We start from the raw sequence: 20,894 nt of genomic DNA, 5'->3' as shown, positions 1-20,894 counted from the left end.
AATACATTTGATAAAATAACATTGTTGTATTCTTGTATAATTTTGCAAATAATTGTTAGGATGATGATTATGAGAATATTAGTTATTAATGGACCAAACTTGTGTGCCCTAGGTAAAAGAGAACCTGAAATATATGGAGATGCTGATTTAGAACATATTAATAGCAATTTAGAATCTAAGTTTCAAGGCATTGTGACTTTTGATTTTGTTACTACTAATTATGAAGGAGATATTATAACCGAAATCTTAAACAGTGTAGATAAATATCATGGTATAATATTAAACCCTGGAGCTTATGCTCATTATAGCATAGCTATATTGGATAGTATAAGGGCAGTGAGTGTTCCAGTGGTGGAAGTTCATCTTACTAACATCAGTAATAGGGAAGACTACAGAAAGAATATGATAACCGCAGCAGGATGTATTGGCTGTATCAGCGGCTTTGGAGCATATTCCTATTATCTAGGAGCTTTAGCAATAATTAATTACATTGAGAACAAATAAAGTTTGGTATTAATTTACCTGAAAGGGTTATAATATAAATGAATTAATTGATTTTGGAGGGATACTGATGATATCAGCAGGTGATTTAAGAAAAGGTACAACTTTTGAATTTGATGGACAAGTGTTTACAGTAGTAGATTTTATGCATGTTAAGCCTGGAAAGGGAGCTGCCTTTGTTAGAACAAAGATAAGAAACGTAATTTCTGGTGGAGTTACAGATAGAACTTTTAACCCAACTGAAAAGCTTCAAGAAGCTGTAATAGAAAGAAAAGAAATGCAATACCTATATTCTGATGGAGAATTATACTATTTCATGGATCAGGAAACTTTTGAACAAATACCACTTAACCATGAAAAAGTTGAAGATGCCATAAGATTTTTAAAGGAAAATATGTTTGCAATAATTAAATTCTATAAAGGTGAAGCATTCTCAGTAGAAGCACCAAACTTCGTAGAATTAGTGGTTACTGCCACTGAACCAGGAGTTAAAGGAAACACAGCTACTAATGTTACCAAACCAGCTACCTTAGAAACTGGATCAGTAATAAACGTGCCTTTATTTGTAAATGAAGGAGACGCTATAAGAATAGATACAAGAACCGGAGAATACATGGAAAGAGTTTAATAATTAAAATACTGCTAAGTCTTGGACTTAGCTTATTTTATATGGGGAAGTGATGATTATGAAAGATTGTTATTCACTAGAAGACATAAAGAATAAAATTAGTGATAATGACAGCATGGACCAAGATACCAAAACAATATTAAATAGTTTATTGATTCACATAAATGATATGTCCAATGAGATAACGGATCTGCAAAAACGACTTAGTGAAACCTTAGAATATGCAGAGCTTTTAGAACAGGATATGGATAATATTAAAGAAGAGATGTTTGGAGAAGAAATATTTGATACCTTTGATGAAGAGGAAGAATTTACTTATGTTGAAGTAAAATGCAATAATTGCGGGGAAAATATATACGTAGAAAATGATTTGATGAAGGAACATCTGTTTTGCCCTAATTGTGAAAATAAGTTATTTTAAATAGAACTCAGAATTAATTCTGAGTTCTATTTTTTTTTTTTTGTAATAAATTTAAGAGATTATAAATAAGATTTATATAAAGAAAGAGAGGTGACTATCCTCTTGAAGAGGAGATAAAAATGATAAACCAGGGAGAAATATTCAGATTATTACCAGGAAAAGTTATAAGCTTAATATCTAGTATAGGAAATCAGGAAAAGATTCAAGAAATACGCATGAGAGTAAATAGGCCAATTATTATTGAAACAGATGATAAAGAACACATATCTTCCTTTGTAAGCAGCAGGGAAGATTTGAATTCAGTGGTTCAAAAGATAAGCAATTATTCTATGTATGCCTTTGAAGAAGATATAAGGCAAGGATTTATTACATTTAAAGGAGGACATAGAATAGGAATTTCCGGAGAATGTGTCATGGATGATAAAAAAGTTAAAACTATAAAAAATATTTCTTCTTTGAATATAAGGATAAGCAAAGAATTTATAGGATGCTCAAATATGATTTTACCTTTTGTTCAAAGAGGCAATAAAATAATGAATACCATAATTATATCTCCCCCTAAATGTGGTAAAACCACCTTGTTAAGGGATTTAACTAGAAACCTTTCCAACGGATATAAAAATAATGGTAAAAAGATATCCTTAATAGATGAAAGAAGTGAAATAGCAGGATGCTCCATGGGCATACCTCAAATGGATATAGGAAGCAGGACGGATGTCTTTGATAACTGCATAAAGAGCCAAGGAATTATGATGGCCATAAGGAGCATGTCACCAGAAGTCATCGTTTGTGATGAAATTGGAACCCAGAGGGATACTGAAAGTATTATGATGGCATATAACTGCGGAGTTAACTTAATATGCTCCCTTCATGGAGAATCGTTAAATGATTATAAGGAAAGATTAGTTTTCCACGAGTTGGTAACTAATAATATATTTAAAATAGCAGTATTACTTTTTAATAGAAAGAAGCCAGGGAAGATATCAGAAATATATGACTTGAGCAAAGAATGCATTTTGTGGAGGGATAATAATGATTAAGTCTGTACTTTGTGTTTTAATAGTGCTCACTTGTTCATATTTAGGCTTTATGTACGGCGAAAGATATAGAAAAAGATATTATAACTTAAAGGAACTTCAGAGGGCATTGCTACAATTAGAAAATGAAATATTATTCTCTTACACCTCTTTGCCCATAGCAGTGGATAACATCAGCAAAAAGAGCAAAGGGGAAATTAAAAATTTTTTAAAAGAAGTTTCTGAAAATTTAAGTGAAAACAAGTTTGATACGGTGTATGACGCTTTTTCCTTTTCTTATGAAAGATATAAAGAAAAATTATACTTTAATGATGACGATATAAACCTAATAGGAGATTTATCTAAGAGTTTAGGAGAAGTGGATATTGTTGGTCATGAAAAGTTATTTTCACTAGTTTCTGAAAGTATAAAGAAAAATATAGAAGAGTCAGAGGATTCCATGAAAAAGAATTTAAAGATGTATAGATACTTAGGCGTATGCCTAGGTATAGGAATCGTAATTATAATATTGTAAGGAGTGAAAGCAATGCTGGATGTGGGGTTGTTATTTAAAATAGGTGGCGCGGGAATACTGCTAGTTATATTAGATAAGGTTTTAACCACTAGTGGTAAAAGTGAAATAGCTGCTATAACCAATATAGCTGGTGTGGTAATCATATTACTTATGGTTATAAATCTTATAAGTCAGTTGTTTTCTGCAGTGAAGACAATGTTTGTGTTTTAGGTGAGAAAATGGAGATATTCAAAATAGTTTCTTTTGGACTAGTAGCGGTATTCCTATTCTTGCTTTTCAAGGATAAGCGCAGTGACCTTTCAGTGCTAATCGCTTTAATAGCCAGCATCGTAATTTTTTTGTTTATCTTAGATAAGATATCTATGATATTTCATTTTATGCAGGAGATAGCTGTTAAAGCAAATATAGACACTGTTTATTTAAACATTGTATTAAAGATAATAGGCATAGCTTTTATTTCCTCTTTAGGCAGTGAAGTATGTAAAGACGCAGGGGCTAATACCATAGCCAATAAAATAGAATTGTCTGGTAAGATTTTAATCCTTACCTTAGCTATACCTATTTTAATGTCGCTTTTGGATTCTATACTTAAAATAATGTAAGGGGTGAACACATGAAAAAGCTAATAGTTCTAGTATTACTGATTTTATTATTACCTATGGGGATTGGGGTTAGAGCTGAGGAATCAGAAATCCAGGAAACAGAAGTCCAGGAAACAGTAGAAGTGGAAAAAATGGATGACTTATATAACTACATAAATAATATTAAGCTCCAGGAAGAATTGTTAAATTCATTAAATATAAAAGATTATTTAGATTTTTATTTAAAAAATGGACAAGGTAATTTATCCGTTAAAAAGATCATAGCAACGGTTTCTAGCATAATGATTAGAGAATTGATATCCTTTGTTAAGCTTTCAATTTTAATAATTATCTTGGCTCTTATAGCAGCCCTACTTAAGAATGTACAAAATGCCTTCTCTAATGATTCCTTAAGTAATATAGCTTATTTTGCTTGTTATGCTCTCCTTATAATAATTTTGAGTAAGAGTTTTATAATTTCTGTAGAAATTGCAAAGAGCACCATAGAAAAAATATCTAACTTTATGATGGCTTTAATTCCAGTATTAATTACTTTGCTGGCTACGGTGGGAGGGATTGCTCAAGCAGCAGCTATGGATCCCGTTATTATAATAGCAGTAAACTTATGTCCCAAAATATATATGGATATAATAATTCCCCTAATATTGATGGGATTTATGCTGCAATTTGCCAATAATATATCAGAAGGCTTTAAGCTTGACGGATTAAGTAAGCTTATAAAACAAAGTGTTATATGGATACAAGGAATAATGATTACCATATTTATTGCTGTAGTTACCATACGAGGGGTAACTTCTAGTACCATAGATGCTGTAACTCTAAAAACAGCTAAGTTTGCAGTAGATAACTTTATTCCTATTGTAGGAAAAGCTATGTCCGACGCTATAAGCTCTGTAGCAGGGTACTCTTTAATATTAAAAAGCGCTACGGGTACTTTAGGGTTAATAGTTATAATATTTATAGTTTTAGTGCCAATTTTGAAGTTGTTTTTATGTGCTTTAGTGTACAAGCTTACAGCTGCTTTTATAGAACCTATCAGTGACTCAAGAATAGTAAGATGCATCGCTTCTGCAGGGGATTCATTAATACTTATTATGTCTTGTGTTATCAGCGTATCCGTGATGTTTTTCATAATGATTTCTATAATGTCTTCTGCTGGAAAGTTCGTTATTTCGGGATGAGGTGATGTTAATGGTAATGATTAAAAGCTGGATTGGTAATATATGCGCTGCACTAATTTTTTTAACTGCTGTGGAGCTGATACTCCCGGATAATAACTTAAAAAAATACTCTAAGTTAGTTTTAGGCTTAATACTTATGATAGTGGTTATAAATCCATTATTATCTCTATTAAATAAAGATATTAACATCGATAGGGCTCTAGAAAAATATGTGAATTTAGAATATACTTCAAAAACTCAAAAGGATTATAAGCTTAAGAATGTGGAAGTAACAGAAAAAAAGTTTAATGAAAGTCTTAAGTTAAGCTTAATAGAGCTATTAAAGGATGAATTTGGTGATTGCAGGTTTAATATAGAAGTATCTTCTGCTTACAATGAAAAAAAAGAAATGGTGGAAATAAAAGAGATAAATATAGGATATTCTGATAAATCCATAAGCAGCATAGAAAAGGTTAAAATAGGTGGAAAATCCACCTCTGCCTTAAAATCCAATAATACAAAAGATATAAAAAGTGAAAAAATAAAGGCTTCTATAGAAACAAAAACTAAGATTCCCTTAGATAAAATTAATGTATACAAATTATAAAAAGTGAGGAGTGTAGATTGTGGACATTAAAAAGCTGTTAGATATGGTTAAATTTGATAAGAAAAAAATGAATTGGAACTACTTAATAATATTACTGCTACTAGTACTTTGCTATATTGTAATGGACTTTTTTAACACCAGTAAAAATGTTAAAGCCAATGCCGTTAAGGAAGAGGAAACCAAGGTGGTAAATGCATTATTAAATTATGAACAGAATCAAAAAAATGACTTAAAATATATCCTCACTCAGATGGATGGAGTGGGAAGGGTAGATGTTATGTTATATTTCCAAAGTGGAGAAGAACAAGTGCCAGCCATTGATATAACCAAAAGCGCAAATATCACAGAAGAAACTGATAATGAAGGGGGGAAGAGAGTAAATAATCAAAATAATGACGGAAGTAAAGTAGTTATGACAAACAGTGGTATGAAAAACGAACCCTTTGTGCTTAAAGTGAATAAGCCAAAGATTACAGGGGTAGTGGTCATAGCTGAAGGTGCAGGAGATGAAATTATAAAGTTCAATATTTGTAAGGCGGTTTCAAAACTTTATGATATTGAACTAGAGAAAGTTTATGTATATCCAATGAAAAAGTAGCATATAATTCATTAGAATATAAGATGGGAGGAATCTTAATATGAACAAAAAACAGGCAGGTATAATATTAACACTCATGGCATTAATAATATGTACAGGCATATTGGCAGCCAAAGTAAATGGACCTATAGGTGATGTGGGCACTACAGATCTTTCTGCATTAAAAAATTTAAAAGATACAAAGCAAACTAGTAAAAGCGATTACTTTACTTACGCAAAGGCTGAAAAAGAGCAAACTCAAACCAGAGCTATACAAACATTAAAAGGGATAATAGATGATAAGAATACCTCTAAAGAAAATAAAGATAAAGCTACTGCAGAATTTACAAAGCTAACCACTGACCAAAAACACGCAAACTCCATTGAGCTATCTTTAAAAGGCAAGGGCTATGATGATGCCATATGCTTAATTGAGAACAATCAAGCTAGAGTATTTGTTAAATCAAAGGAAAAATTAACTCAAAAACAGACAAACCAAATACAAGAAGTGATAGTTGGAATTTCTCAAATTAAAGATGTTATAATAGAAGCAAAAGAATAATTGTAAAACCTTAATTCTTTTGATATAATGTACCTAAGATTAACAAGTTTTGCTAAGCAAAATAGGAGGGTTAACTGAAATGAACGAAACCTTAAATAATGACGCAAACCTTGGTATTGTAAAGATTTCTGACGAGGTAGTATGCGTAATAGCAGGTATTGCGGCTGCAGAAATAAATGGGATTGTGGAAATAAATCAAGGAGTTACAGGTGGAATAACTCAAATGTTTACAGGCAAGAAAAACCTTGCTAAAGGAGTTAAAGTTGCAGTAGAAGAAGATTCTACAAGTATAGAACTTACTATAGCAGTAGAATACGGAATTAAAATACCGGAAGTTGTGCTTCAAGTACAAGAAAATGTTAAAAAGACTGTAGAAGCCATGACAGGTCTTACCGTTGCTTCTGTAAATGTATTTGTACAAAACATAGTTGTTCCTAAGACAGCAAATCAAGAAATAACAGCTGAGTAATTTTACACCCTCTGAATTCCAGAGGGTGTTTCCTTGTGTTTTAAATTAATGTATTATGTTGATAATAATGATAAGTTTTAAATTTCGCCCTACAGGAGGATGCTATGAATAGAAAAAAATCTAGAGAAGCCGCTATGAAAATATTATTTCAAAACTCCATTAACGATACCTCTATAGAAGATATTTTTGAAGATATTGAGATGTATTTTGAAGACGCAGATTTAAAGGAATTGGATAGGGAGTTTGTTAAAAAAATTGTAATAGGTGTAAATAGTAATATTACAAAAATTAATGATATAATTGAAGAGAATTCAGAAAATTGGAGGATTGGCAGAATATCCAAAATTAATCTGGCAATATTAAGAATTTCTATTTATGAAATGCTATTTGATGAAGAAGTACCCGCAAGAGTATCTATAAACGAAGCTATAGAATTATGTAAAAAATATTCAGATGAGAAGTCAGTATCTTTCGTAAATGGAATCTTAGATAGGATATTTAAGGCATCGTAAAAATAAACAGTCAAAGATGCCTAAGTCAAAGAATATTTAAATAGGAGTGAGAATTTATGGGTAAGAATTTAAATGGTAAGGAAGTTGCAGAAGGTATAAGAAAGAGCATACAGGAGTTTACTGAAGATTTAAAAGCTAAGGGAAAACCCACACCATCTTTATTATCTATTAAAGTTGGTGAAGATGAAGGCTCAGATTTTTATATAAATAATCAAAAGAAATTATCTGAAAAGTTAGGTATTAATTTTGTATCTGCAAATTATCCAGAAACCATAATGGAAGAAGAGCTTATAGAAAGAATTAAGCAAGCTAATGAAAACAATGATATCCATGGTATTATTGTGCAGCTGCCTCTTCCTAAGTCCATGAATGTAAATAATGTTATATCCGCTATATCCTATAAAAAAGATGTAGATGGTCAATCAGAAATTAATATAAGCAAATTATATAAAGATGAAAAAAGCTTTGTGCCTTGTACTGCAGAAAGTGTTTTAACCTTAATTAAAACCGCTAATAGCAATATTCAAGGCAAAAGAGCGGTGGTAATTGGAAGGAGCACCATAGTAGGTAAGCCTGTGGCACACCTCTTATTAAGAGAAAATGCTACGGTTACCATATGTCACTCTAGAACCCAAGATTTAAAAGCTGTTTGCAGAGAAGCGGATATATTGGTTTCTGCCATAGGAAAACCAAAATTTGTAAATAGAGAATTTATAAAAAAAGATGCTATAGTCATAGATGTGGGAACCTCCAGTGTAAATGGTAAGATTACAGGAGATGTAGATTATGAAGATGTAATTGATGAAGCTTCCTTTATAACTCCTGTACCAGGGGGAGTAGGAGCTCTTACCACCACATTGCTATTATATAATGTTTGTGAGGCTTACAAGAACCATGTATATTAAAAGTTTAAGCGTATCTGAATTAAATGGATATTTAAAGAAGGTAATGGACAATGATTTTATCCTTAACAATATTAGGGTAAAAGGTGAAGTGTCTAACTTAAAATATCATAGCAGTGGACATATATATTTTTCATTAAAAGATGAAAATAGTAAAATAAACTGCGTAATGTTTAAAACCTATGCTTTGATGCTGAATACCCCTTTAAAAGAGGGCATGAAGGTGGAAGCTGCAGGTAAGATATCCGTTTATATAAAAGACGGCTCTTATCAACTATATTGCAGTGAAGTCAATGATATTGGCCTGGGGGAACTTTATGTAAAATTCAACCAGCTAAAGGAAAGGCTTGGCAAAGAAGGCTTATTTGATGAAGAAGTTAAAAAAGCATTACCACCCTATAGATTTAAAATAGGGGTTATTACCTCACCTACAGGTGCTGCCATTAAAGATATTATTAATGTATCAAAGCGAAGAAACCCCTATGTAGAGATAGTTATATACCCTGCATTAGTTCAAGGCAATGGCTCTGTAGAGAGTTTAATTAAAGGTATAGACTTTTTTAATAAGAAAAAAGATGTAGATGTAATAATCATAGCTAGAGGTGGAGGCTCCATTGAAGAACTCTGGTCCTTTAATGAAGAAAAATTAGCTTATGCTATTTATAATTGCAGTATACCAGTAATTTCTGGAGTAGGTCACGAATCAGATTTTACTATTTGTGATATGGTAGCAGACAGAAGAGCTGCCACTCCTTCCCAAGCAGCGGAAATTGCAGTAGAGCTTTATGATGAACTCATAAACTTCATTAATATATCTAAAGAAGAGTTAACTAGATATATTTTAGATAGGGTTAACAGTGAAAGCAATGCTCTTGAGATTTACAAGAGAACTTTAGAAAATTATAATCCTATTAATTTTATAGTTCATAAGTATGAAGAAATAGATGGTTATGCCCTTAGGCTACACCATATTATAGAAAGCCACATTCAAGGAAAGGTTCAGGAGTTATCAGGGTATAAAAACCTTTTAGACGCTTATAATCCATTGAATGTACTCAATAAAGGATATACTGTGGTTTATCAGGATAATACCGTTGTAAAGTCTGCTAAAGATTTCGTAAATAGCAAAAATACCCTATTAAAATTTTATGACGGCAGTGTGGAAGGAAAATTTAATGTAGATAAAAAGGAGATAAGTAATGCCTAGAAAAAGTGAAAGCTATAATGATTTAGTAAATAAGCTAAAAGCTATAATAGAAAAGATGGAAGCAGGAAGTTTAGGATTAGAGGATTCTATGAAGCTTTATGAAGAGGGCATTATGCTTACCAATAAACTTTATGCTATGTTAAAAGATTCAGAGGCAAAAATTAAAATCCTAAAGGGAGATTCTATAGAGGAATTAGAACAATGATAAATATTGAAGAAATAAAATTAGCAATTGATAATTATTTAAAAGAATACTTTCAAGATAAAGGTACCTATAATAAAGTTATATATGACTCTATAAGTTATAGCTTAAATGTAGGAGGTAAAAGAATAAGACCTATATTAACGGTATTAACTTATGAATTATTTAACCCAAAAGAGTGGAAGAAAGTGATACCTTTTGCCTGTGCCATAGAAATGATCCATACTTATTCATTAATTCACGATGATTTGCCTTGTATGGATAATGATGATTTAAGAAGAGGTAAACCTACTAATCACAAGGTTTTTGGAGAAGCTATGGCAGTACTTTCTGGGGATGGTTTATTAAATGAAGCCTTTAACCTTATGACTCTATATGCATTGAAAGAAGGTATTAACGCCCTTAAGGCTATGCAGGTAGTGGGCATAAGCGCTGGATGCCAAGGCATGATAGGCGGTCAGGTAGTAGATATATTAAATGAAAATAAAAAATCCACCTTTGAGGAGCTAAATTATATTCACAGCAAAAAGACCGGTGAATTAATAAAAGCTTCTATATTAGCAGGAGCCATTCTCTCTGGTGCATCTTCACAGGAAATTGCCATTTTAGAGAGATTTGGGGAGAATTTAGGGCTAGCCTTTCAAATAAAAGATGATATTTTAGATGTAGAAGGTAATGCTTTATTATTAGGAAAAAATACTAACAGTGATTTAAACAACCACAAGTATACATATATTAGTTTATTTGGAATGGAAAAATGTAAGGCAAAATGTGTAGATCTAACAAATCAATGTATTGAAGACTTAACCTCACTGAAGTATGATACATCATCATTATTAAATCTTACAAATTATTTATTAGAAAGAAACTATTAAAATAGAGGTAATCTTATGTATACATTATTAGATAAATATAATTCTCCTGAAGAAATCAAGGATATGTCCATAGAAGAGCTAAATCTATTAGCTAAGGATATCAGAAGCTTTTTAATTGACAAGGTGTCTAAAACCGGTGGCCACTTGGCTTCTAATCTAGGAGTAGTGGAGCTAACCATAAGTTTATTTAACGTATTTGATTTTAGTAAGGATAAAATAGTATGGGATGTAGGACATCAGTCCTATGTACATAAAATCCTCACTGGGAGAAAAAAACAGTTTGAAAAGCTGAGAAAGTATGGTGGAATGAGTGGATTCCCCAAAATAATGGAAAGTTCTTATGATCATTTTGATACCGGCCACAGCAGCACCTCTATTTCTGCAGCCTTAGGTATGGCAAGAGCTAGGGACATAATGAAGAAAAATCATAACGTGGTGGCGGTTATAGGTGATGGAGCTCTTACCGGTGGTATGGCTTTAGAAGCGCTTAACGATGCTGGTTTTCATAAGACAAAATTAATTGTTATTCTTAATGATAATCAGATGTCCATTTCAAAAAATGTAGGTGGTTTATCTTCATATTTAAGCAAACTAAGGATAGACCCTAGTTATAACAAGCTTAAGAAGGATTTTAATAGTACCCTGGAGAGAACTACCATTGGAAAAAATGTTGTTAGTTCCATAGAGAAGCTAAAGGGTAGTATAAAACAGTTTGTGGTACCAGGCATGCTTTTTGAAGAAATGGGCATTAAATATCTAGGTCCCATAGATGGGCATAATATTAAAGAAGTATCTAAAATGTTATCCCTTGCCAAAAACTTAGAAGGTCCTGTATTAATTCATGCTAGAACTCAAAAAGGGAAAGGTTATAATTTTGCTGAAGAAAATCCTAATAAGTTCCATGGAATAGGACCCTTCGATTTAGCCAGTGGAGAATTGTGTGTCAGCGGTAGTGGAAAAAACTATTCAAAGACCTTTGGAAAGGAACTGGAAGATATTGCGGAAAAAGATGATAAGGTGGTAGCTATAACTGCAGCAATGCCTGATGGTACTGGCTTAAAAGGCTTTTCTAAGAAATTTCCAGATAGGTTTTTTGATGTAGGTATAGCAGAACAACATGCTGTTACCCTTGCAGCAGGCATGGCAAAGGAAGGATTAAAACCGGTATTTGCAGTTTACTCCACCTTTCTTCAAAGAGCCTATGACCAGATACTACATGATGTTTGTATACAAAAGCTCCCTGTGGTTTTTGCCATAGATAGAGCAGGTATTGTAGGAGAAGATGGGGAGACTCATCAAGGGGTTTTTGACCTATCATATCTTTCACATATACCCAATATCACCATTGTGGCACCAAAATCCATGGAGGAATTAAAGACACTGTTAAGATGGGCCTTAAATCAAAATTCTCCAGTGGCTATAAGATACCCCAGGGGCTGTGATATTATAGATATGGAAAGCATAGAAACAGTGAAACTAGGGGTATGGGAAGTGGTAAGCAAAGGAGAGAAAATTGCTATCATAGCCACTGGAAAAATGGTGCAGCATTCCATTATGGCAAAGGAAAAACTCATTAAAATGGGTATAAATCCTTTAATAATCAATGCATGCTTTATAAAGCCTATTGATAAGGATTTAATAGCAAAGCTTATAGAAGAAGGTTATAAAATAATAACCGTAGAAGATAATATGGTTCATGGTGGATTAGGAACCTTAGTGTTAGAGTTTGCTAACACTATGAATTATTCATCTAAAATTACTATTATGGGTTTTAAAGATAAATTTATTCCTCATGGAGAGCTAGGTATACTATATAAATTGTATCATTTAGATGCGGATTCTATCTGTGAGGAAGTTGTGAAACTGTATTAGTACTTACAAGGAGGAGTTTATGACTTCTAAGAAAATTAGACTAGATCAATTACTGGTAGAAAAAGGCCTTTTCCAATCTAGAGAAAGAGCTAAAGCAGCGGTAATGTCAGGTAAAGTTTATGTAGATGACATTAAAGTGGACAAATGCGGAGAAAAGGTACATGAAGATGCTAAGGTAGAATATAGAGGGGAGCAAATGCCCTATGTTAGCCGAGGCGGCTTTAAATTAGAAAAGGCTATAAATTCTTTTGATATATCATTAAATAACAAGGTATCCATGGATATAGGCTCCTCTACGGGAGGCTTTACAGATTGTATGCTGCAAAATGGTGCTTCTAAAGTTTACTCTATAGATGTAGGCTATGGACAGTTAGCTTGGAAGCTGAGGATTGATCCTAGAGTGGTTTGTATGGAAAGAACCAATATAAGATATGTAACCCCTAATGATATAGAGGAACTGGCACAGTTTGCCAGCATAGATGTGTCCTTTATATCCCTTACTACGGTAATACCACCTATACTGGAATTATTAGAACCAGAAGGGGAGATTGTGGCTTTAATAAAGCCTCAATTTGAAGCAGGAAGAGAAAAGGTGGGCAAAAAAGGAGTAGTAAGAGAAGAAAAAACTCATGTGGAAGTAATAAATAAAATAGTGGATTTCTTAGAAAAAAACAATTTGACTATAAAAGGTATTGATTATTCACCAATAAAAGGTCCAGAAGGAAATATTGAATATTTAATATATTTTTCCAAAATATATGATCCTCTTAAGATATTTTCTAGAGATATAATAGATAATCTCGTTAGAGCATCTCATGAGGGCCTGAACAATTAATGGAGGTTGCATGAAAGAATATAATATAGGAATTAATGTTAATCTTTCTAAGGACCCTGAAGAAATTGTATTAAATAGAATCCAAAACAGTATTAAAGAGATTTTGCCTGAAGCAAACATAATGATTTTTAGGAATTCTAAGGGTCTTACTAAAGATGTTTCCCAAAAGCTTAATTTACTTTTAGCCCTAGGTGGAGATGGCACCATACTTAATACCGCTAGAAGTATATATGGCTCAGAGGTTTCTATTTTTGGTGTAAATATCGGTAATTTGGGTTTTTTAAGCAGCTGTGACTTGAAAAATTTTAATTATTATTTTAAGAAGTGGGTATTAGGAGATTTTATCATTAACCAAAGAATGATGCTAAAATGCAGCATTAATGGAAAGCAAGGTAATTTTGCTCTTAATGATGTGGTTATTGCACGAGAAACCCTATCTAGGATTTTAAAGTATAAAATATTCATCGATGATAAATTTTATACTTCATATACAGCAGATGGTATTATTGTAAGTACTCCTACTGGATCTACAGCCTACTCTTTTTCAGCTGGTGGACCAATTATATATCCTGATTTAGATAATATATGCATTACACCTATTTGTCCTCATACACAGCTTTTAAGGTCAATAGTTCTTGATAGTAATAAGAAGATTACTATCAAATTTGAAAAATTAGAACAAAATATTTTCTTAAGTATAGATGGACAAAATTTTATTAAGCTGCAGGAAAGTGACGAAGTGATAATATCTAAGTCTCAAGAGAAGATAAATCTAATTAATTTTAAAGAAATTGATTATTTTACTATTTTAAGAACAAAATTAATTAATAAAACGAGAGAGTGTGCAGGTGAGAATGATGAAGTCTAATAGGCATTCTAAAATTCTTGAAATAATAAATAAAAAAGAGATAGAAACTCAAGAAGAGCTGGCAGAAGAATTAAAAAATTCAGGTTTTAATGTAACACAAGCCACGGTGTCTAGGGATATTAAAATGTTAAAATTAATTAAAGTTTTAACTCCTAGAGGCAGTTATAAGTATGTTGCCATAGCTCCAGAAGAGGACGATATATCTCATAAATTGGTAAATATACTTTCTAACACTACTATTAGCATTGAAAATATAGATAAGTTTGTTGTAGTTAGAACTATTTCCGGGTCAGCTTCCGCAGCGGCAGAAGCCATAGATTCTTTGAAAATTCAAGGCATTGCTGGAAGTATTGCCGGGGATAATACTATTTTTATATTAACTAGGACTTTAGAAAGTGCAGAAGAATTGGTTAGTAAAATTAAAAAATTAATCTCTTAGAGTACAGGTGATTATTTATGTTATTACAAATTACTATTAATAATTTTGCCTTAATAGATAATATTACTATTTCCTTTTTTGAAGGTTTTAATGTATTATCTGGAGAAACAGGTGCCGGAAAATCCATACTTATTGACGCTATTAACTTTGTCATGGGAAGTAAATTTAATAAAGATCTTATTAGAACTGGGGAAGATAAAACCTATGTAGAAGCTGTATTTACATTAGAATCGGAAAAGACCTCAGCTTTATTAGAGGAGCTTAATATAGAAAAAGATAATATAGTTATATTAAGTAGAGAAACCTTTCAAAATGGAAGAAGTATAAGTAAAATCAACGGAAAGGCAACTATTTTATCTGCATTAAGAGAAGTATCTAAAACCTTATTAGATATTCATGGACAACATGAAAATCAAAATTTATTAGATATTAACAACCATATAAGTTATCTTGATGGTTTTGCTGAAAAAGAACTTCAGGATGTTTTTAAAAGGTATGGAAACTTATTTGAAGAGTATACTAATATTAAGAATAAAATAAATGAACTAAAAGGCAGCAAGGACTTACAAAATGTAATTAATTTTCTTAAATACCAAATAGAAGATATAGAAGCTGGTAAGTTAAAGGAAAATGAAGAAGAGGAGCTAAATGAAGAATATAAAACTTTAAGCCATTCAGAAAAAATTAATTTAGCTTTAAATAATTCCTATTCCTTATTAAATGAGCTTTCAGAAGGACAATCTGCTTATGATCTTATCTCTCTATCCGTTAAAGAGCTGTCTTCTATAGAAAAGCATTTAACTAAAGTAGAGGAATTAAATAAAAATCTTACTTCCATAAGCTATTCTTTAGAAGAAATAATAAATGATATAAGAAATTTAAAAGAGAATATAGTTTATGATGAAGATAGGCTAGAAAAAATAAATAATAGAATATTTGAGATTTCCAGCTATAAACAAAAGTATGGTAAGTCTGTAAAGGAAATTTTGCTATACAAAGAAGAACTTATTGATCAGTATGAAAATCTCACTAATAGTGAAGAGATTTTAGAAAGTCTTGAAAAAGAAAAGGTTATTTTAACAAAAAAATTAGAAAAGCTGGCTTTAGAAATACATGAAATAAGACAAGAAAATTCAGTTAAGCTTGAAAAGAGTATCATGAATGAATTGCAACAGATAGGATTAGAAAAAAGCACCTTTAAGGTGGAGGTAAAGCTAGAGGAGAAGTTATACTTTAACGGTAAGGATAAAGTTCAATTTTTAATATCTACCAATCCTGGAGAGCCTTTGAAACCCTTAGAAAAAGTTGTATCTGGTGGCGAGCTTTCAAGGATTATGCTGGCTTTAAAAACCGTATTTGTGCATAATGATGAAATACCTTCCATAATATTTGATGAGGTGGATACTGGCATAAGCGGAAGGATAGCTCAAAGTGTCGCTGAAAAGATGTTTTTAATTTCTAGAACTCATCAAGTTTTATGCGTTACTCATTTACCCCAAATTGCAGCCATGTCGGATAATCATTTTTTAGTTTCTAAATATAGTATTGATAATAAGACCTTTACTGAAATATCTTATTTAAAGTCTGAAGAGAAGGAAAAAGAAATAGCTAGGATGATAGGTGGAGTAGAAGTTACAAAAGTAACTTTAGAAAACTCAAAAGAAATGATACGCTTAGCTGAATCAAAAAAATTAATGTTAAAAATACATAATTAACCATTATATATGGAATTATAAGACTATGGGCTTAATTTTATTAATGTCTATGGTCTTTATTTTTCAATTTTTCATAAACCTACTAGTTACAATTATCTTTGTATATAATAGCAGCTTTACTACAGCATAAGTAGCAAATAATAAGGGCAACTTAAATAGAGAAAAGAAAAAAGGAGGAGGAAAGATGAATAAATTAAATAAATCTAGGGTTAAAAGCATCATAACTCCTATTATAGCAATATTGTTCACTATTTTGCCCTTTAATGCCACTATAACAAAAAACATAGAAGATAATAATCATGCTATAAATTACCAAAATAATAAAGGTAATAAAAAACTTTTTAGTTTTATAAATAAATTAAACAAAAATTATGAAGCTCAAGCTGCCATGCAAACCTTTTATAATGATTTAGAGCTTATTCCAGGAGGTAAAAGTGTTGGAGTTAAGATCTCTACAAAAGGTGTTTTGGTAGTAGGTTATGCTGAAGTTAGCACTGAAAGAGGTAATGTTGAAAGCCCAGGTTCTACAGCGGGAATACAGGTAGGAGATTCCATATTAAAGGTGGATGAAATAAACATAGAAAGTTCAAGTAATTTGATGAATATCATAAATAAAAGCGATGGAAAAGAGTTAAACATATTAATAGATAGAGATGGTGAAAATATTATAAAAAAATTATCCCCTATTAAATCCTCAGAGGATAGTAAATATAAAATAGGTTTATGGGTAAGAGATTCTACAGCAGGAGTAGGAACCTTAACCTTTTATGAACCAAAAAGTAAAAAGTTCGGTGCTCTTGGCCACCCTATAACAGACGTAGATACTAATTCCATATTAAAAATAAGTAAAGGTGTGCTGATAAACTCTTCCATAATAAGCGTTAAAAAGGGCGAAAAAGGAAATCCTGGAGAGCTTAAAGGGATATTTATTAATGAAGATGTTCCTTTAGCTAAGGTTACTAAAAATACAGAATGCGGTATATTTGGTGTTAGTGATGAAAAATTAATTGATGGTAGAAACACCAAACCATTAAAAGTTGCCAGTCAGAATGAAATTAAAGAAGGTAAGGCTCAAATAATTACTACCATTGATGAAAATGGCCCCAAATATTACGATATAGAAATAGTAAAGCTTTTACCTCAAGATGCTCCTAGTTCTAAAAGTATGATAATAAAGGTCACAGATAGCGAGCTCTTAAAGAAAACAGGAGGTATAGTTCAAGGCATGAGTGGAAGTCCCATAATACAAAATAATAAAATCGTTGGTGCGGTAACTCATGTTCTTATTAACAAACCTGATACAGGATATGGCATTTATATACATTGGATGATAAAAGATGGAAATATTTTATCAAAATGAGTTTAAATGTTTTCAATTTAATAGTAGAATAGTATATATAGTATAAAAAGATATCATTATGATATCTTTTTATATTTTATAATTTTTTAATAATATTTTTGTTAATATAGAAGGAATTATTTTACTTTTGTCGAATTAGTAATTGTTAATTAATGGAATAATATAAAAGGGAGAGATAATCTTATGCAAGAAAATAGAATTTCAGTGCTAATTGCTGATGATAACAAAGAATTCTGTAATATCTTAAATGATTATTTATTAAACCAAAGAGATATCATGGTTACAGGTATCGAAAAAGACGGATTAGAAGCTTTAAAACTCATTGAAGAAAGAAAACCAGATCTAGTAGTTTTAGATATAATAATGCCACATTTAGATGGATTAGGTGTATTGGAGAGACTAAGCACCATGGACATAGATCCTATGCCAAGAATAATAGTATTATCTGCGGTGGGCCAGGATAAAATTACTCAAAGAGCAATAACTCTAGGGGCGGATTATTATGTGGTTAAGCCCTTTGATATGGATGTTTTTACAAAAAGAATAAGACAGATGTTCAACAACACCATATCTAGCGATACTTCTAAAAAATCCATATCTCTTATTGACACAACGGAAGTTAGACCAACGAAAAAAGAACCTATGGACCTAGAAACAGAAATAACCACAATTATACATGAAATAGGAGTTCCTGCTCATATTAAAGGTTATATGTATCTAAGAGAAGCTATTACTATGGTAGTTAACGACATGGAGCTTTTATCCGCAGTAACTAAAGAATTATATCCTTCCATAGCTAAAAAGTACAACACTACAGCCAGCAGGGTGGAAAGAGCCATAAGGCACGCCATAGAAGTGGCTTGGGGCAGAGGACAAGTGGATGCTATTAATAAATTATTTGGTTACACCGTTCATAATGATAAAGGCAAGCCAACAAATTCAGAGTTTATCGCCATGGTAGCTGATAAGCTTAGACTTAAAAATAAGGTAAGCTAATATAGCTTAAATATCAAGGGCTTGTAGATTTTATAAAGCAATAAACTGTATAAAAAGAGTCATGAAAATACAGTTTCTATAAGAAAAAATGTGTTAATTTATTAAAAAATACTAATAGACTTTCTTCGTTTATGAATACAAAGCTAGCGGAGAAAGTCTATTATTTTAAATGGGGGATTTTCATAGTACCATTGTTTTTTACTTATAAACTCAAGGCATATTATCATATATAGTTTTCCATTGACATATTATATATAAAGTGATTCTTAGCTTCAGATGGAGTTTTCTTAAAAGAAATACTTTCTCCATTTGAAGCTTAGAAGAACTTATCCAGGAGCTTAGCGCTCATTATTCCGCCACTTGAAGAAGTGGGGTATTAGGAGCGGTTAGCTATCGGATAAAAATATTTTATACAGGGGGTAAAAATGGAAAACGTATTTAAGAAAAATAGTATTTTAAAGTTAATGGAAGAGAACTTATGGATGATAATGTTATTTATCTTGTTCTTTACCATCGGCATGGTATTAGGGGTTTATACGGTAAAATATATGAATAACTATGACATGAATAATCTAAATGATTATTTTTCTTTATTTTTACAGAGTATAAAAGAAAAAAACTTTAATAGCAGGGAATTAATCATGGAAGCAGTAAAGAACAACGCTATTATCATACTTGTAATATGGTGTTCTGGATTTACTATTTTGGGAGTGCCTTTTATATTAATTGTAAATACTATTAAAGGATATACTTTAGGCTTTGCATTTTCTTTTATTATTGCCACCATGGGCTATAAATCCTTAGGGATTGCCATACTATCTTTAATACCTCAAAATATAATATATGTGGCCTGTATGTTTATAATTTCTGTGGTATCTTTTAAACTCTCCTTAGAAAAACTTAAAAATAAATTTATTAAATCTTCACCTTATGCTAATAATAAAAATGTAGTACAGTATTTATATTGTTTTATTATAATATCAGTATTTATGTTTCTAGGTTTTTTTATAGAAGGGTTATTTACTCCTAATCTAATTAGATATATCATTGCTAGATAAAAGGATATTTACTTTAAATGTAGAACTATATTAAGTAAAATATATTATATTGTGGTGGTTAATATGGATGATTTGTTAGATGAATTCTATGAGTATTTAACTAAGAAAAGATTAAGCGAAAACTCAATAAAGGCTTATGTAAGTGATATTACTGATTTTAAGGTGTATATGGAACAAAATAATATAAATTATTTAAGAGTAGGTACTGATGATATATATAATTATGTGCATAGTTCCTTAATTAATAAGTCTCAGGCTACCATCACTAGAAAAATCAACACCATTAAAAAATTCTATAGGTTTTTGCTCCATAAGAACTACAAGATAGACAAAGGTATTTTGCTTTATAATGCACCCAGCCCTAAAAGAAAAACTCCTGATTTTTTAACGGAGGAGGAAATAGATAGAATAATTAATCTGCCGGATACCTCCACCTTTAAGGGAATTAGAGATAAAGCCTTATTAGAAGTTTTATATGGCACAGGGTTAAAGGTTAATGAAGTTATAGATATAAAGGTTAATGACATAGATATAGATTTTAAATTTTTAAAGAGAAATAAGGGTAAAAATCAAAGGGTTATACCTTTAGGCACCAAGTCTATAGATAGCTTAAAGACATATTTAGAAGAAAGAAAAAAGATAAATACAAAAGTTAATAATTTATTTTTAAACAACAATTATGATATACTAACAAGGCAAGGCATATGGAAAATAGTTAAATACTATATTTCAAAAGCAGGTATAAATAAAGAAATAAATTTAAACTCCTTTAGACATTCCTTTGCTCTACATCTTCTTCTTAACGGTGCAGATGTTAATATCATTCAAGAGCTATTGGGACTAAAGGGTGTCAATGTATTGCAGGTATATCTTGATGTGCTTCCTAAGAAAAAGCTTAGAGAAATATATAATAATACTCATCCAAGAGCTTAATATTCCGTGGAAAGCACGCCTTTTATATCCAAGTAGCATTAA

Annotated in this window: 26 protein-coding genes; all 26 read left to right on the top strand. The window is 31.2% G+C overall.

All coding sequences use genetic code 11. From position 1 onward, the window contains the following. The first annotated feature begins 69 nt into the window (after positions 1-69). The gene (locus BUA82_RS13785; RefSeq protein ID WP_073009374.1) at positions 70-504 is read left to right on the top strand and encodes a type II 3-dehydroquinate dehydratase; all 435 of its coding nucleotides are present in this window, start codon (positions 70-72) and stop codon (positions 502-504) included. 67 nt (positions 505-571) lie between these two features. After that, a complete protein-coding gene (efp, locus tag BUA82_RS13780; RefSeq protein WP_073009371.1) occupies positions 572-1,129 on the top strand; it encodes an elongation factor P in 558 nt (185 codons plus the stop codon). A gap of 58 nt (positions 1,130-1,187) precedes the next feature. Then, positions 1,188-1,550 carry a hypothetical protein gene (locus BUA82_RS13775; RefSeq protein ID WP_073009369.1) on the top strand — a complete coding sequence of 121 codons (363 nt, stop codon included), beginning with the start codon at positions 1,188-1,190 and terminating at the stop codon, positions 1,548-1,550. A gap of 119 nt (positions 1,551-1,669) precedes the next feature. Beyond that, positions 1,670-2,590 (top strand): stage III sporulation protein AA, encoded by a 921-nt coding sequence (gene spoIIIAA, locus BUA82_RS13770; RefSeq protein ID WP_073009366.1) that lies wholly within the window; start codon positions 1,670-1,672, stop codon positions 2,588-2,590. Then, positions 2,583-3,101, top strand: coding sequence for a stage III sporulation protein SpoIIIAB (gene spoIIIAB, locus BUA82_RS13765; protein WP_073009364.1), 519 nt, complete (start codon positions 2,583-2,585; stop codon positions 3,099-3,101). The genes spoIIIAA and spoIIIAB overlap by 8 nt, the downstream gene beginning before the upstream one ends. A 12-nt stretch (positions 3,102-3,113) precedes the next feature. Continuing rightward, on the top strand, positions 3,114-3,311 hold the full coding sequence (spoIIIAC, locus tag BUA82_RS13760; protein ID WP_073009361.1) for a stage III sporulation protein AC: 198 nt from the start codon (positions 3,114-3,116) through the stop codon (positions 3,309-3,311). Positions 3,312-3,319: 8 nt separating this feature from the next. Further along, positions 3,320-3,703, top strand: a complete 384-nt coding sequence (spoIIIAD, locus tag BUA82_RS13755; RefSeq protein ID WP_073009358.1) for a stage III sporulation protein AD — start codon at positions 3,320-3,322, stop codon at positions 3,701-3,703. Positions 3,704-3,714: 11 nt separating this feature from the next. After that, positions 3,715-4,884, top strand: a complete 1,170-nt coding sequence (spoIIIAE, locus tag BUA82_RS13750) for a stage III sporulation protein AE (RefSeq protein WP_073009355.1) — start codon at positions 3,715-3,717, stop codon at positions 4,882-4,884. 10 nt (positions 4,885-4,894) lie between these two features. Beyond that, positions 4,895-5,470: a stage III sporulation protein AF gene (gene spoIIIAF / locus BUA82_RS13745; RefSeq protein WP_073009353.1), complete on the top strand. Its 576-nt coding sequence runs from the start codon at positions 4,895-4,897 to the stop codon at positions 5,468-5,470. Positions 5,471-5,489: 19 nt separating this feature from the next. Further along, complete coding sequence (gene spoIIIAG / locus BUA82_RS13740; RefSeq protein WP_242948978.1) at positions 5,490-6,068, top strand: stage III sporulation protein AG; 579 nt, start codon at positions 5,490-5,492, stop codon at positions 6,066-6,068. A 40-nt stretch (positions 6,069-6,108) separates the two neighbouring features. Continuing rightward, positions 6,109-6,609 (top strand): SpoIIIAH-like family protein, encoded by a 501-nt coding sequence (locus BUA82_RS13735; RefSeq protein WP_073009350.1) that lies wholly within the window; start codon positions 6,109-6,111, stop codon positions 6,607-6,609. 79 nt (positions 6,610-6,688) lie between these two features. Next, on the top strand, positions 6,689-7,078 hold the full coding sequence (locus tag BUA82_RS13730) for an Asp23/Gls24 family envelope stress response protein (RefSeq protein WP_073009347.1): 390 nt from the start codon (positions 6,689-6,691) through the stop codon (positions 7,076-7,078). A gap of 104 nt (positions 7,079-7,182) precedes the next feature. Beyond that, positions 7,183-7,590 carry a transcription antitermination factor NusB gene (gene nusB / locus BUA82_RS13725; RefSeq protein WP_073009344.1) on the top strand — a complete coding sequence of 136 codons (408 nt, stop codon included), beginning with the start codon at positions 7,183-7,185 and terminating at the stop codon, positions 7,588-7,590. A 56-nt stretch (positions 7,591-7,646) separates the two neighbouring features. Further along, complete coding sequence (locus BUA82_RS13720) at positions 7,647-8,495, top strand: bifunctional 5,10-methylenetetrahydrofolate dehydrogenase/5,10-methenyltetrahydrofolate cyclohydrolase (RefSeq protein ID WP_073009342.1); 849 nt, start codon at positions 7,647-7,649, stop codon at positions 8,493-8,495. Next, entirely contained in the window at positions 8,485-9,699 is a 1,215-nt protein-coding gene (gene xseA / locus BUA82_RS13715) for an exodeoxyribonuclease VII large subunit (RefSeq protein WP_073009340.1), read from the top strand. Before BUA82_RS13720 ends, xseA begins: the two co-directional genes overlap by 11 nt. Continuing rightward, the gene (locus BUA82_RS13710; RefSeq protein ID WP_073009337.1) at positions 9,692-9,904 is read left to right on the top strand and encodes an exodeoxyribonuclease VII small subunit; all 213 of its coding nucleotides are present in this window, start codon (positions 9,692-9,694) and stop codon (positions 9,902-9,904) included. The genes xseA and BUA82_RS13710 overlap by 8 nt, the downstream gene beginning before the upstream one ends. Then, positions 9,901-10,776 (top strand): polyprenyl synthetase family protein, encoded by an 876-nt coding sequence (locus BUA82_RS13705; RefSeq protein ID WP_178140733.1) that lies wholly within the window; start codon positions 9,901-9,903, stop codon positions 10,774-10,776. Before BUA82_RS13710 ends, BUA82_RS13705 begins: the two co-directional genes overlap by 4 nt. Before the next feature lie 15 nt (positions 10,777-10,791). Continuing rightward, positions 10,792-12,648, top strand: coding sequence for a 1-deoxy-D-xylulose-5-phosphate synthase (dxs, locus tag BUA82_RS13700; RefSeq protein ID WP_073009334.1), 1,857 nt, complete (start codon positions 10,792-10,794; stop codon positions 12,646-12,648). Between the two features lie 19 nt (positions 12,649-12,667). After that, complete coding sequence (locus tag BUA82_RS13695; RefSeq protein WP_073009331.1) at positions 12,668-13,483, top strand: TlyA family RNA methyltransferase; 816 nt, start codon at positions 12,668-12,670, stop codon at positions 13,481-13,483. A gap of 10 nt (positions 13,484-13,493) precedes the next feature. Next, entirely contained in the window at positions 13,494-14,351 is an 858-nt protein-coding gene (locus BUA82_RS13690) for an NAD(+)/NADH kinase (RefSeq protein WP_073009329.1), read from the top strand. Next, the gene (locus tag BUA82_RS13685; RefSeq protein ID WP_073009327.1) at positions 14,341-14,790 is read left to right on the top strand and encodes an arginine repressor; all 450 of its coding nucleotides are present in this window, start codon (positions 14,341-14,343) and stop codon (positions 14,788-14,790) included. Before BUA82_RS13690 ends, BUA82_RS13685 begins: the two co-directional genes overlap by 11 nt. Positions 14,791-14,807: 17 nt before the next feature. After that, complete coding sequence (recN, locus tag BUA82_RS13680) at positions 14,808-16,505, top strand: DNA repair protein RecN (RefSeq protein ID WP_073009324.1); 1,698 nt, start codon at positions 14,808-14,810, stop codon at positions 16,503-16,505. 184 nt (positions 16,506-16,689) lie between these two features. Continuing rightward, positions 16,690-17,865 (top strand): SpoIVB peptidase, encoded by a 1,176-nt coding sequence (gene spoIVB / locus BUA82_RS13675; protein ID WP_073009321.1) that lies wholly within the window; start codon positions 16,690-16,692, stop codon positions 17,863-17,865. A 183-nt stretch (positions 17,866-18,048) separates the two neighbouring features. Next, positions 18,049-18,861: a sporulation transcription factor Spo0A gene (gene spo0A, locus BUA82_RS13670; protein WP_073009318.1), complete on the top strand. Its 813-nt coding sequence runs from the start codon at positions 18,049-18,051 to the stop codon at positions 18,859-18,861. 425 nt (positions 18,862-19,286) lie between these two features. Next, positions 19,287-19,919 carry a stage II sporulation protein M gene (gene spoIIM, locus BUA82_RS13665; protein WP_073009315.1) on the top strand — a complete coding sequence of 211 codons (633 nt, stop codon included), beginning with the start codon at positions 19,287-19,289 and terminating at the stop codon, positions 19,917-19,919. Between the two features lie 63 nt (positions 19,920-19,982). After that, entirely contained in the window at positions 19,983-20,852 is an 870-nt protein-coding gene (locus BUA82_RS13660; protein WP_073009312.1) for a tyrosine-type recombinase/integrase, read from the top strand. The last annotated feature ends 42 nt before the right edge of the window (positions 20,853-20,894 follow it).

Source organism: Clostridium amylolyticum (assembly GCF_900142075.1).
In the GTDB taxonomy this organism is placed as follows: domain Bacteria; phylum Bacillota; class Clostridia; order Clostridiales; family Clostridiaceae; genus Clostridium_AA; species Clostridium_AA amylolyticum.
Note: the sequence above shows the minus strand (reverse complement) of the source record. Positions and strands in the feature narration are given on the sequence as shown.

What these genes read in the sequence shown, in the direction of transcription:
- BUA82_RS13735 (WP_073009350.1), top strand. Translation starts at nt 6,109, where the DNA reads ATGAACAAAAAACAGGCAGGTATAATATTAACACTCATGGCATTAATA.
- dxs (WP_073009334.1), top strand. Translation starts at nt 10,792, where the DNA reads ATGTATACATTATTAGATAAATATAATTCTCCTGAAGAAATCAAGGAT.
- spoIIIAC (WP_073009361.1), top strand. Translation starts at nt 3,114, where the DNA reads ATGCTGGATGTGGGGTTGTTATTTAAAATAGGTGGCGCGGGAATACTG.
- BUA82_RS13660 (WP_073009312.1), top strand. Translation starts at nt 19,983, where the DNA reads ATGGATGATTTGTTAGATGAATTCTATGAGTATTTAACTAAGAAAAGA.
- spoIIIAF (WP_073009353.1), top strand. Translation starts at nt 4,895, where the DNA reads ATGGTAATGATTAAAAGCTGGATTGGTAATATATGCGCTGCACTAATT.
- spoIIIAA (WP_073009366.1), top strand. Translation starts at nt 1,670, where the DNA reads ATGATAAACCAGGGAGAAATATTCAGATTATTACCAGGAAAAGTTATA.
- spoIIIAB (WP_073009364.1), top strand. Translation starts at nt 2,583, where the DNA reads ATGATTAAGTCTGTACTTTGTGTTTTAATAGTGCTCACTTGTTCATAT.
- BUA82_RS13775 (WP_073009369.1), top strand. Translation starts at nt 1,188, where the DNA reads ATGAAAGATTGTTATTCACTAGAAGACATAAAGAATAAAATTAGTGAT.
- spoIIM (WP_073009315.1), top strand. Translation starts at nt 19,287, where the DNA reads ATGGAAAACGTATTTAAGAAAAATAGTATTTTAAAGTTAATGGAAGAG.
- BUA82_RS13710 (WP_073009337.1), top strand. Translation starts at nt 9,692, where the DNA reads ATGCCTAGAAAAAGTGAAAGCTATAATGATTTAGTAAATAAGCTAAAA.
- nusB (WP_073009344.1), top strand. Translation starts at nt 7,183, where the DNA reads ATGAATAGAAAAAAATCTAGAGAAGCCGCTATGAAAATATTATTTCAA.
- spoIIIAE (WP_073009355.1), top strand. Translation starts at nt 3,715, where the DNA reads ATGAAAAAGCTAATAGTTCTAGTATTACTGATTTTATTATTACCTATG.
- xseA (WP_073009340.1), top strand. Translation starts at nt 8,485, where the DNA reads ATGTATATTAAAAGTTTAAGCGTATCTGAATTAAATGGATATTTAAAG.
- BUA82_RS13685 (WP_073009327.1), top strand. Translation starts at nt 14,341, where the DNA reads ATGAAGTCTAATAGGCATTCTAAAATTCTTGAAATAATAAATAAAAAA.
- spoIVB (WP_073009321.1), top strand. Translation starts at nt 16,690, where the DNA reads ATGAATAAATTAAATAAATCTAGGGTTAAAAGCATCATAACTCCTATT.
- BUA82_RS13730 (WP_073009347.1), top strand. Translation starts at nt 6,689, where the DNA reads ATGAACGAAACCTTAAATAATGACGCAAACCTTGGTATTGTAAAGATT.
- recN (WP_073009324.1), top strand. Translation starts at nt 14,808, where the DNA reads ATGTTATTACAAATTACTATTAATAATTTTGCCTTAATAGATAATATT.
- BUA82_RS13720 (WP_073009342.1), top strand. Translation starts at nt 7,647, where the DNA reads ATGGGTAAGAATTTAAATGGTAAGGAAGTTGCAGAAGGTATAAGAAAG.
- BUA82_RS13695 (WP_073009331.1), top strand. Translation starts at nt 12,668, where the DNA reads ATGACTTCTAAGAAAATTAGACTAGATCAATTACTGGTAGAAAAAGGC.
- spo0A (WP_073009318.1), top strand. Translation starts at nt 18,049, where the DNA reads ATGCAAGAAAATAGAATTTCAGTGCTAATTGCTGATGATAACAAAGAA.
- BUA82_RS13785 (WP_073009374.1), top strand. Translation starts at nt 70, where the DNA reads ATGAGAATATTAGTTATTAATGGACCAAACTTGTGTGCCCTAGGTAAA.
- BUA82_RS13705 (WP_178140733.1), top strand. Translation starts at nt 9,901, where the DNA reads ATGATAAATATTGAAGAAATAAAATTAGCAATTGATAATTATTTAAAA.
- BUA82_RS13690 (WP_073009329.1), top strand. Translation starts at nt 13,494, where the DNA reads ATGAAAGAATATAATATAGGAATTAATGTTAATCTTTCTAAGGACCCT.
- spoIIIAD (WP_073009358.1), top strand. Translation starts at nt 3,320, where the DNA reads ATGGAGATATTCAAAATAGTTTCTTTTGGACTAGTAGCGGTATTCCTA.
- efp (WP_073009371.1), top strand. Translation starts at nt 572, where the DNA reads ATGATATCAGCAGGTGATTTAAGAAAAGGTACAACTTTTGAATTTGAT.